The sequence below is a fragment of the Pantoea coffeiphila genome, assembly GCF_016909495.1.
Lineage (GTDB): Bacteria > Pseudomonadota > Gammaproteobacteria > Enterobacterales > Enterobacteriaceae > Erwinia > Erwinia coffeiphila.
Genome location: NZ_JAFBFW010000001.1, coordinates 1116933 through 1127926, shown reverse-complemented (window position 1 = coordinate 1127926; position 10994 = coordinate 1116933). Strand labels below are relative to the sequence as shown.

Sequence of the window (10994 nt, the reverse complement as noted above, 5' to 3'; positions counted from 1 at the left end):
AGCGGGCGCGGCTGGCGCTGTCGATGAGCCTGGCGGTGTGCTATTCGCTGCTGGCGCTGGTACCGTACGTGCTGGTCTGGCGGCTGGTGGACGGCATGCTCAGCGATCGCGCGCTCACTGCCGGACAGGTGTGGCAGTGGGTCGGGCTGGCGGCGCTGGCGCTGGCGCTGAAAATCGCCCTGCAGCTCACCTCCGGCCTGCTGTCGCATCAGGCGGCCTTCCGGCTGCTGTTCGACCTGCGCCGCCGGGTGATCGAACGGGTTGGCAGGCTGCCGCTCAGCGTCTGTCATCAGCATACTTCCGCCCGGCTGAAGAAGATTATTTCCGACGATATCGGCCGCATCGAAACCTTTGTCGCCCACCATCTGCCGGATATGGCGGCAGCGATTATCACCCCGCCCGCCGCCGCGCTGCTGCTGTTTTTCTTTGACTGGCGGCTGGCGCTGGTGGCGCTGATCCCGCTGCCGGTGGCGATCCTGATGCAGTGCTGGATCTTTCGCGGCTTCAGCGGGCGCATCGGCGACTATCACCGGGTGGTGGCGGATCTGCATACCAGCATCACCGACTTTGTGAAAAGCATGCCGCTGGTAAAAACCTTCAATATGACGGTGGACTCCCATCGCCGCTACGCCCGCGCGGTGGATGAGCACTATCAGCTGGTCAGCGGCTGGCTGCGCGACACGCGTACGCCGATGGCGCTGTTCAAAATCAGCATCGACATCGGGCTGCTGTGCCTGATGCCGGTGGGGATCTGGCTGTTTGCCCAGGGCGAGGTGACGCTGGCGACGCTGTTTATGTTCCTGCTGCTGGGCGTGGGGCTGATGGAGCCGCTGTTTAACCTTTTGCAGTTTGCCGGAATGTTCAGCGAGCTGCTGAAAGGGGTGGAAAACATTCGCGACTTCGCCACCATGCCCGTGCAGCAGGAAGCCGGGCAGTGGGCGACGCTGAAGCACTACGATATCCGCTTCGAGCAGGTCGGTTTTACCCACGGCAATAGTCAGAAAGCGACGCTGGAAAACCTCAGTTTTACCGCTCATCAGCATCAGATCACCGCTATCGTTGGCCCCAGCGGCGCGGGGAAAACCACCGCAGCACAGCTTATCCCCCGGCTGTACGAATATCAGCGTGGTGAGGTGTTGATTGGCGACGTGCCGATTACTGCGATGCCGCTGGAGCAGCTGATGTCGCTGGTCAGCGTGGTATTCCAGGACGTGTTTATCTTTGAAGAAACGGTGGAGAACAATATCCGCATGGGCAACACCGCACTGAGTGAGTCGCAGGTTCAGGCGGCGGCGCGTGCGGCCTGTGCCGATGACTTTATCCGCGCCCTGCCGCAGGGCTATGACACTCCAATACGGCCCGGCATGCTCAGCGGCGGGCAGGCGCAGCGGCTGGCGATCGCCCGCGCCATTGCCAGAAACGCGCCGATCCTGATCCTCGACGAAGCGACGGCGTTTTCCGATGCGCGCAACGAGGCGCTGATCCAGCAGGCGCTGTCGGCGCTGATGCGGGGCAAAACGGTACTGGTGATTGCCCACCGGCTGAACACGCTGACCGAGGTCGATAAGATTGTGGTGATGTCCCAGGGAACGAACGTGGCGGAAGGGCCGCACGCTGAACTGCTGGCGGCCTGCCCGCTGTATCTGCATATGTGGCAGGCGCACCAGCAGGCGCGCGAATGGCATCTGCCGGTACGGCAGCCGGAGGTGGTGCATGAATGATATTTTCAAGCTGATGAAACAGGTCGGCAACGCGCTTAGCGGCCTGCGCAAAATGGTGCTGCTGACGGTGCTGGATGCGTTTCTCGCCTCGGTGCCTTACGCGCTGCTGTTTTACATCCTGCTCGACATGCTTTCAGGCGCGCCAGATCTGCGCTGGCAGTTTACCCTGGCGGCGGGCTGCCTGCTGTTGATGCTGCTACGCGTGGCGCTGGCAAGGGTGCTGAACTTCAACCTGTCGCTGATGGGCTTCCGCGCCGGATATCAGCTGCGCAAATCGCTGGGGGAGCATCTGCGGCGGCTGCCGATGGGCTTCTTTTATCGCACCGATATGAGCAGCGTGAACAATACGCTGCTGAAGGATATCGATATGAGCGAGAAGATCTTCACCCATCTGTACGCGCCGTTTATCGCCAGCGTTTCCGTAGTGTGCTTCTTCGCGCTGGGCCTGCTGTTTAAGGACTGGCGGATGGGGCTGGCGATGCTGTCGACCCTGCCGCTGGCCGTGGCGGCTTTCCTGCTGACCCGCCGCTACGCGCGCCGCTGGACGGCGCAGATGCAGGCGCTGATGTTCCGCCTGAACGACGCGCTGATGGAGTATATCGACGGCATTAAAGAGCTGAAGGCCAGCCGGATGACCGGGCAGGCGTTTGGCCGACTGGATAAGGTGCTGGAGACGACCTGGCGGCAGTCGCTGACCGCCGAGAAGGCCAGCGCCTGGCCGGTATACAGCTTTAATCTGCTGGTGGAGTGCGGATTTATCGTGCTGCTGGCGGCGGTCAGCTGGGCCTGGCTGGGGCAGACCCTGCCGATGGCCGAGGTGCTGATGTTCCTGATCGCCGCCGTGCGCTTCTTCCGTCCGCTGCTGAATATTTCAATGTTCCTCGCCGAGCTGAACTACTTTGGCCTGGCCGCCGGGCGCATTGCCAAAGTGTTCGATCTGCCGGTGCTGCCGCAGGGCAATGAGATGCGCGATCCCGACCGGCTGCGCATCCGGCTGGAGAACGTCAGCTTTGCTTATCCTGAGAAACCGGCTCTGTTTGAGCGGCTGAATCTGACCATTGAGGCGCAGCAGGTGACTGCGCTGGTCGGGCCGTCCGGATCGGGGAAATCAACTCTGGCATCGCTGATTGCCCGCTTCTGGGCGCTGGAGGGCGGCACTATCTGGGTCGGCAGCGATTCGCAGCGGATTGATACCGCGAAGATGGACGCCAGCCACTGGCAGTCGTATATCAGCGTGGTGTTTCAGCAGAGCTACGTGCTGAACGATACCATCGCCAATAACCTGCGGGTGGCGCAGCCGGATGCGGACAGCCAGGCGCTGCGGCGGGTGTGCGAAGCCGCGCGGCTGCTGCCGCTGATCGACAGCTTGCCCGACGGCATGGATACGTTGGTGGGCGCGGGTGGGGTGCATCTTTCGGGCGGCGAGCTACAGCGGCTGTCGATTGCCCGCGCGCTGCTGAAGGATGCGCCGCTGATTATTCTGGATGAGGCCAGCGCCTCGCTGGACCCGGAAAACGAGCGCGATATCCAGCTGGCGATGCAGTCGCTGACCGCCGGGAAGACGGTGCTGGTGATTGCCCATAAGCTCTCTTCGGTGCGCTATGCCGACCGGATTGTGGTGATGGATGACGGGCGGATTGTGGAGCAGGGGGATCATCAGCAGCTGATGGCGGCGGACGGGCTGTATGCGGAGATGTGGGGGTTGCAGCAGCAGGCGATGAGCTGGCGACCGGGGGCAGCGGTGGTGTAACTGGCTGGCTGATCGGCTGATCGGATCGTTGGCTGGTTGGTTGGGCGATCGGGGGCCAGACCGGTGATGGCTGTGCGAAGGTCGCCCGGGCGATCGGGCTCAGGGCCGGGGGGAGACTGCGCACGCCGGAGCGGCAAAACCCGCATCCCTGCGTGCCTCGGAACGCGCCGTCCGTGGCGCGTTACGCCCGGATTAGCGCAGTCTTCCCCCGTCCCTTTGATAACGGAGATGGCTGTGCGAAGGTCGCCCGGGCGATCGTGGTCAGGGCCGGGGGGAGACTGCGCACGCCGGACCGGCAAAACCCGCATCCCTGCGTGCCTCGAAACGCGCCGTCCGTGGCGCGTTACGCCCGGCTTAGCGCAGTCTCCCCCCGTCCCTTTGATTTCGGAGATGGCTGTGGAAAGTCGGTTCTGCAAATGTGTGCTGGGTAAGACGGAAGATTGAACTCGGATCTAATCTAAATCGCGGTTTGATTCTTTTGATAACAGCAACGAAGAAGTCAATAAGGGAAGGCGTTGGGGCGGCTGGATGCAGACTCACGGCCAGGGATGGCCGTGCGTCAGGCTATAGGGACATACTCGCGCCGGTGCAGTAAGCCGCCCCAACGCCTTCAACCATTCTCCGAACATGCAGCGATAACTACAGCGCCCCAATGGCTTAGACCGTGCTCCGAACATGCAGCGATATCCAGCCCCAACGCCTTCAACCGAGCAAGAATCTAAACGCGGCTTAATTCAACCCCAACGCCTTCAGCCGAACTGGACGCGATAAAACTTCATTTCTCTTCCGGCGCGGCCTTAAGAAACTGCTCCAGCATCTCCTTCAGCATCTGCGCCTCCTCACTACCGTACGCATCTTCAATCTTAGTCTGATGCTCGTTCAGACGACCATTCTGCTGTTGCAGCACCGCACTACCTTTATCCGACATATACAACCTCACCTTGCGGCGATCCACCTCATCCGGGCGGCGGTAAACCAGCGCCTCCTGCACCATCTTGTCGATAATCTTGGTCAGCGTAGGGAAGTTCTGCATCAGCTCCTCGGAAAGCTCGCGCATGCTCACGCCGTCGCGATCCGAAATGATTTTTAAGGCGCGCCAGTGCTCAAGCGTAATGCCTTCCAGCGACAGCTCACGGTTGACCCGACGGTTGGCCTGAACCAGCAGATGGGCAAGGTATTCATTAATCGGCCTGTCGGACATTGGTCAGCTTCACTTCAGCAGCGGGAGGATAACCGCTACTTTAGCACTTCACTTTTGCGCGGTCATCCTGCGAGAAGTGAATCACAGAGTTGTTAATAATTTGTGAATTAGCACGTTTTTTGCATTAGGTTATCTTTTTGCCGTGAAGAGAATACCGCCATGTTCACGCCCCGGAATGACCTGTCACCTGCGATTCCTCGCTTTGGTTTACAACGCCAGGCGGGGGGATATTCCGGTTTTTCCACCGATCGCGGCCGCTGCCAGCAGAAACACAGGGGGAAATCCAGGCCGCTGCGGCTGGGGCTGTTGGTGCCTTTTCACGGCAGCGATGCTATCTGGGGGCCGTCGTGCCAGTACAGCGCGGTGCTGGCCGCCGCCGAGATCAATCGCGGGCGGCGGGTGCTGGGGCGTGAAATTGAATTGTTTGCGGTGGATGCCGGGGGCGATCCGCAGTCGGTCGTCGACAGGTGCCGGGAACAGGTGCAGGCGCATCACATCGATGCGCTGATCGGCGTGCATCTCTCCAGCGTGCGCGTGGCGCTGCGCGAGGCCTTTGCCGGGATTATTCCCTACGTTTTTGCTCCGCTGTATGAAGGCGGGGAGAACACGCCGGGGGTGTTTGCCATTGGCGATACGCCGCAGCAGCAGTTTCCCGCCGCGATCGCGTGGATGATGCGGCAGCACCGGCTACAGAACTGGCATATCGTCGGCAACGACTACATCTGGCCGCGCGCCACGCACCAACGCGTGCGCGGTTACATCGAATCCAGCGGCGGCCAGGTGGTCGGCGAAGACTATCTGCAACTCGGCCAGCTGGATATCTCCACCCTGATCGAACGCATCCGGGCATCCCGCGCTGATGTGATATTTGAATCGCTGGTCGGGTCTGACTGCGTGCTGTTTAATCGCGCCTTTTCAGAGGCGGGCCTCGCCGATCGGGTGATCCGGCTTTCGGGGTCGATTGAGGAAAATACGTTGCTGGGAATAGGGCACGACCATACCCGCAACCTCTACTGCGCCGCCAGCTACTTCAGCGCGCTGACCACCGAAGCCAACCGCACCTTTATGGATCGCTACCGTGCGGCCTATGGCCAGTCTGCACCGGTTCAGGGCGTGCTGAGCCAGTCCTGTTATGACGCCATCCATTTTTTTGCCGCGCTGGCCGAGCGCGCCGGAAGCCTTTCCCTCACTGCACTGAGTGCGGCATTTGAAGGGCTGAGCTTTCACAGCGTGCGGGGGAAACAGCATATTGTTTCAGGCCAGACGCATCCCACCATGTATATCGCCAAAGCCGAAGGCGTTCAGTTCTCCGTTGTGGCCGAGCTGGCTGATACGATGAAAAATTAGTAACCAATATTATATTTGAAAAGTGAAATATAACTTGTTAGGTTAATTCTTCCTGGCCGCGGGGCGATTTGCCCGGCGCTGACCATTACTGGGGAGAAGCAGAGCAAGATGGCTATTTCACGCAGTTTGTACCCGTTGTTGTGCCGTTCTGATGCAGAGCGGAGGCTGATATGGCGCTGACGCACAGCTATCAGCTACAGCAGTACGGCGGGCAGCCGGTCAGAGTTGAACACCCGCTCCCGCCGCTACAGAACGATGAAATCCTGATCCGCGTGACCCATGCCGGCGTCTGCCATTCCGATGTCTACATCCAGGATGGTTATCAGGATTTGGGCAACGGCGAAAAAATTGATTTTGCCGACAGCACCATGCCAATGCCGCTGGTTATGGGCCATGAAATCGTCGGTGAAGTGGTGGCCACGGGGAATGAACAACACCGTTCACTGATCGGCCAGCGCAGATTGATCTATCCCTGGATCGGCTGCGGAAACTGCCCTTCCTGCACCGGCGGGCACGACAATCACTGCGAGCAGCCGCGCTCGCTCGGTATCTTTCGCCACGGCGGCTACGCCGAACACGTGGTCGTCCCCGATGCCCGATATCTGCTTGATATCGGCGATCTCGATCCCGCCTGGGCCTGCACGCTGGCCTGTTCCGGCCTGACCGTTTACAGCGCCCTCCAGCAACTGCTGCCGATGAAATCCGGTTCTGCTCTGGCGATCGTGGGCCTTGGCGGGCTGGGACTGAGCGCCGTCTCCCTGGCGCGGAAACTCGGCTTCTCAACCATTATCGCCTGTGATATCGCCGACGACCGGCTGGAAGCCGCGCTGAAGCTGGGCGCGGATCGGGTGCTGAACACTGCCAATAGTGAGGATGCTGAACAGGCGCTGAAGTCCCTTGCCGGGCAGCGCCTGCACGGAGTGATTGATACCGTCGGTAGCCCCGCCACGGTACAGATGGCTATCGGCGCGGTGGCGAAAGGGTCACGCGTGGTGCTGGTGGGGCTGCACGGCGGCCAGACCGCGCTACGCATTCCGCTGCTGCCGTTCAAAGCGCTGTCGCTGATCGGCAGCTATACCGGCAGCCTGAGTGAATTGCAGGCGCTGATCGCCCTGGTCCGGCAGGGCGGTATTGCCCCACTGCCGATTAACCAGCGGCCGCTCTGCTGCCTGCCGGATGCGCTGAGCGATCTGCGCCGTGGCAAGGCATTGGGCCGCATCGTACTGAATCCCTGAACCATCAAGCCGGAGAGCACCATGATTTCAATTACCGCCCTGATAGAAGTGAAGCCCGGCTACGAGCGGGTCATGCTTGATGCCCTGCTGGAAGTGGCCGACTGGGTGAAAGCCCATGAGCCGACCACCCGGGGGTTTTATATTTCGCAGGATAGCCATAACGCCTGCCTGTTCACGACCTATGAACGCTTTGACGACCGCGCCGCGATGGATCGCCATAACGGCTCCGCCGCCGTGTCGCGCTTTTTTGATATTGCCCGACCGATTCTGGCGGGTGAGGTCACTCTGGTTACTGCAAATGAGGTGTCAGCCAAATGAGTTATGAAAACAGCATCGCCGCCCTGAGCCCGGCGGCGGCAGAATTTGTGAAGAAAAAGCACCAACTCTTTATCAATGGCGAATGGCAGGATGCCGCAGCGGGCGGCACGCTTGACGTGATCGATCCGGCCAGCGGCCGCGTGTTCACTCAGGTGGCTGCGGGTGAACAGGCCGATATCGCGCGCGCGGTCAGCGCCGCTCGCCGGGCGTTTGACGAGGGTGAATGGGCGGAGATGTCGCCGTCTTCGCGCGGCAAGCTGCTGTGGCGGCTGGGCGATCTGCTGGAACAGCACGCCGACGAACTGGCCGAACTGGAAGCGCTGGATAACGGCAAGCCCTTTAACGACGCGCGCTGGGGCGATGTGGCATTCAGCTACGAGCTGCTGCGCTATATGGCGGGCTGGAGTACCAAAATTACCGGCCAGACGATCCCGCTCAGTTCGGGTGCGCCGTTCCATGCCTACACCCTGCGCACGCCGGTGGGCGTCTGCGGCCAGATTGTGCCGTGGAACTTCTCGCTGATGATGGCGGTATGGAAAGTGGCTCCGGCGCTGGCGGCGGGCTGCACCATCGTGCTGAAACCGGCGGAACAGACGCCGCTTACCGCGCTCAGGCTGGCCGAACTGGTGCAGGAGGCGGGCTTCCCGGTGGGTGTCTTTAACGTGGTCACCGGCAACGGCGAAACGGCCGGGGCGGCGCTGGCCGAACACCCGGATGTGGATAAAGTGGCCTTCACCGGCTCCACCGAGGTGGGCAAGAAGATCCTGGCGGCGGCGGGCGGCAACCTTAAAAAGGTGTCGCTGGAGCTGGGCGGGAAATCGCCGATGATCGTCTATGCCGATGCGGACATTGAGAAAGCCACGGCGGCCGTCGCTTCCGGTATTTTTTACAACATGGGGCAGACCTGCACGGCGGGCACGCGGCTGTATCTGCATAACGACGTGGCCGACCGGGTGCTTGAGGGGCTGGTGAGCTATGCCCGCGACCTGAAAATGGGACCGGGCCTGGACAAAAGCACGCAGATGGGGCCGCTGGTTTCCGCAGAGCAGAAGCAGCGCGTCTGCGACTATATCGCGTCCGGCCTGGCCGAAGGGGCCACGCTGCTGACCGGCGGCGGTTCATGGGGTGAGGCGGGATACTTTGTTGAGCCAACGATTCTGGATCACACCCGCAACGACATGCGCGTGGTGCAGGAAGAGATTTTCGGCCCGGTGCTGTGCGTGATCCGCTTCTCCGATGCTGAAGAAGAGGACGTGGTGCTGCAGGCCAATCAATCCATCTACGGCCTGGCCGCCAGCATTTTCACCCGGGATATTGGCCGCGCGCACCGGGTGGCGAAGCGCCTGAAAGCGGGCACTATCGGCATTAACACTCACCACGTGGTCGATCCGGCGCTGCCGTTCGGCGGATTTAAACAGTCCGGCTGGGGGCGTGAGATGGGCTGGGAAGCGATCGAACTGTACACCGAACTGCGCTCGGTCGGCGTGGCGCTATAAGCGGAGGAGAAAACGATGAGCAGTCAGCAGCACGATGCAGTCAGCGCCGATCCGGCGGCCCTTCGCGTTAACGGTGAACGGCTGTGGCAAAACCTGATGGAGATGGCGGCGATTGGTGCCACCGATAAAGGCGGCAACAGCCGCCTGACCTTATCGCCGGAAGACAGCGCAGGGCGGCGAAAATTTATTGCCGACTGTCAGCAGCTGGGCATGACGGTCACCAGTGATGCCATCGGTAATCTGTTCTGCCGCTATGCCGGTACGGATAGCCGGGCCGATGCGGTAGTGATGGGCAGCCATCTGGACACGCAGCCGAAGGGCGGGCGTTTTGACGGGGTGTACGGCGTACTGGCTGCTCTGGAAGTCATCCGCACGTTCAGCGATGCCGGTATCCGGCCCCGGCGCAGCGTGGAGATTGCGGTATGGACCAATGAAGAGGGGGCGCGCTTTACGCCTGCGATGATGGGGTCGGCGGTGTTTGCCGGCATCATGCCGCTGGCCGAGGCGCTGGCGCGACAGGACAGCGACGGCATCAGCGTGGAGCGTGTGCTGAAGCAGGAGCAGTGGGCCGGGGAAAGTCCGTTTGGTCGCCCCTTTGATGCCTATTTTGAAGCGCATATTGAACAGGGCCCGGTACTGGAGGCCAGTCAGCGGACGATCGGCGTGGTCACCGGCGGCCAGGCTATCCGCTGGCTGGATATCACGGTGGAAGGGCATTCTGCACACGCCGGAACCACGCCGATGGCGAGCCGACGCGATGCGCTTCTGGCGGTGGCGGCAATGGCCGCAGAGCTGGAGAGGGTCGCCGCGCGGTTTGCACCCGAGGGGATGCTGACGATTGGCGAGCTGACTATCGCTTCGCCGTCCCGCAATACCATTCCGGGCAGCATCACCCTGAGCCTGGATCTGCGCCACCCGGATGACGAGGTGCTGGCCCGCTTCGATAGCGAGTGTCGGCTGGCGCTGGCGGCGGTTGCGGAGGGGCGTGGCGTGCAGGTGACGGTGAAACAGCACTGGCTGAGTGCGGCAACGCCGTTCGACAGCGACTGCGTTGATCGCGTCGACAGCGCCGCCCGGATGCTGGGATACGCTCATCAGCGCATTATTAGCGGGGCGGGCCACGATGCGATTCATATTGCCAAACACTGCCCGACGACGATGATTTTTATCCCCTGTGCCGGAGGGATCAGTCATAACGAGGCGGAGAGTATTGAGCCGGACCACGCGGAGCAGGGGGCCAATGTGCTGTTGCAGGCGGTGTGGGGACGGGCGAATCGTTAACAGTTGGTTGGATGGCTGGGCGAAATTCGCCTGTGCGTTGGGATATGGTCCAGGGGGGATGGCGCACACTGGATCGGCAAACCTGTATCTCTGTATGCTTTATCGTTTTAAACAGCGATGAAGAAGTTAATGAGGAAAGGATGTGGGGCGGCTTGATGCAGACTCACGGCCAGGGATGGCCGTGCGTCATGCTATAGGGACATACTTGTGCCGGTGCAGCAAGCCGCCCCACATCCTTAGCCCGGTCGCGATCCCACAGCAATGCTTTTAACATCTACGTTCAGAGCTCAGCCAGCATGCCGAAAATAAAACCTCCACCGACACACTCATCACATATATTAAAATCGCCAGGATTAAACAGTGATATTACCCACATTTTATCAGTTGAGAATTTTCAATTTTCCCTGTATCGACTATCGCGCAGGTAATATAAATAACTTATGTGAAGTTACAGTTATAAGTTTTTATTATTCCTTTGCTTTGTGGGTGTGCAACCGTCGCCCCTTTTTTGCTCCTGCTGGTAAATAACGCACTGTGATGGTGAGTGTGAATATTTATATTAAGTCATAAACCAAATTTATACGGCTTATAAAAATATTAAAGTTGACGAAATATCACCGCTGCGTGAATCTGAAAGTGCGTAGT

At 60.5% G+C, this 10994-nt stretch carries 8 protein-coding genes; 7 read left to right on the top strand and 1 reads right to left on the bottom strand.

Annotated features, from left to right (window positions below; translation table 11 throughout):
- The first annotated feature begins 23 nt into the window (after positions 1-23).
- Positions 24-1721, top strand: a complete 1698-nt coding sequence (locus tag JOE09_RS05230) for an ATP-binding cassette domain-containing protein (RefSeq protein ID WP_205065126.1) — start codon at positions 24-26, stop codon at positions 1719-1721.
- The gene (locus JOE09_RS05225; RefSeq protein ID WP_239552921.1) at positions 1714-3471 is read left to right on the top strand and encodes an ABC transporter ATP-binding protein; all 1758 of its coding nucleotides are present in this window, start codon (positions 1714-1716) and stop codon (positions 3469-3471) included. Before JOE09_RS05230 ends, JOE09_RS05225 begins: the two co-directional genes overlap by 8 nt.
- A gap of 775 nt (positions 3472-4246) precedes the next feature.
- On the opposite strand, the gene JOE09_RS05220 is transcribed toward JOE09_RS05225, so the two are convergent.
- On the bottom strand, positions 4247-4672 hold the full coding sequence (locus JOE09_RS05220; protein WP_205064989.1) for a MarR family winged helix-turn-helix transcriptional regulator: 426 nt from the start codon (positions 4670-4672) through the stop codon (positions 4247-4249).
- 159 nt (positions 4673-4831) lie between these two features.
- Here JOE09_RS05220 and JOE09_RS05215 point away from each other — a divergent pair, with 159 nt between their 5' ends.
- The 5 genes from JOE09_RS05215 to JOE09_RS05195 all read left to right on the top strand — a co-directional run bounded on the left by JOE09_RS05215 (position 4832) and on the right by JOE09_RS05195 (position 10349).
- Positions 4832-6019, top strand: a complete 1188-nt coding sequence (locus JOE09_RS05215; protein ID WP_205064988.1) for a substrate-binding domain-containing protein — start codon at positions 4832-4834, stop codon at positions 6017-6019.
- 170 nt (positions 6020-6189) lie between these two features.
- A complete protein-coding gene (locus tag JOE09_RS05210) occupies positions 6190-7254 on the top strand; it encodes an alcohol dehydrogenase (protein ID WP_205064987.1) in 1065 nt (354 codons plus the stop codon).
- Between the two features lie 21 nt (positions 7255-7275).
- The gene (locus JOE09_RS05205) at positions 7276-7572 is read left to right on the top strand and encodes a putative quinol monooxygenase (RefSeq protein ID WP_205064986.1); all 297 of its coding nucleotides are present in this window, start codon (positions 7276-7278) and stop codon (positions 7570-7572) included.
- Positions 7569-9068 (top strand): aldehyde dehydrogenase family protein, encoded by a 1500-nt coding sequence (locus JOE09_RS05200; RefSeq protein WP_205064985.1) that lies wholly within the window; start codon positions 7569-7571, stop codon positions 9066-9068. The genes JOE09_RS05205 and JOE09_RS05200 overlap by 4 nt, the downstream gene beginning before the upstream one ends.
- Positions 9069-9083: 15 nt before the next feature.
- The gene (locus tag JOE09_RS05195) at positions 9084-10349 is read left to right on the top strand and encodes a Zn-dependent hydrolase (protein WP_205064984.1); all 1266 of its coding nucleotides are present in this window, start codon (positions 9084-9086) and stop codon (positions 10347-10349) included.
- Positions 10350-10994 lie beyond the last annotated feature (645 nt).

Excerpts from the sequence above, each read along its gene's own strand:
- JOE09_RS05210 (WP_205064987.1), top strand. The coding sequence starts at position 6,190 with ATGGCGCTGACGCACAGCTATCAGCTACAGCAGTACGGCGGGCAGCCG.
- JOE09_RS05205 (WP_205064986.1), top strand. The coding sequence starts at position 7,276 with ATGATTTCAATTACCGCCCTGATAGAAGTGAAGCCCGGCTACGAGCGG.
- JOE09_RS05215 (WP_205064988.1), top strand. The coding sequence starts at position 4,832 with ATGTTCACGCCCCGGAATGACCTGTCACCTGCGATTCCTCGCTTTGGT.
- JOE09_RS05225 (WP_239552921.1), top strand. The coding sequence starts at position 1,714 with ATGAATGATATTTTCAAGCTGATGAAACAGGTCGGCAACGCGCTTAGC.
- JOE09_RS05200 (WP_205064985.1), top strand. The coding sequence starts at position 7,569 with ATGAGTTATGAAAACAGCATCGCCGCCCTGAGCCCGGCGGCGGCAGAA.
- JOE09_RS05195 (WP_205064984.1), top strand. The coding sequence starts at position 9,084 with ATGAGCAGTCAGCAGCACGATGCAGTCAGCGCCGATCCGGCGGCCCTT.
- JOE09_RS05220 (WP_205064989.1), bottom strand. The coding sequence starts at position 4,672 with ATGTCCGACAGGCCGATTAATGAATACCTTGCCCATCTGCTGGTTCAG.
- JOE09_RS05230 (WP_205065126.1), top strand. The coding sequence starts at position 24 with ATGAGCCTGGCGGTGTGCTATTCGCTGCTGGCGCTGGTACCGTACGTG.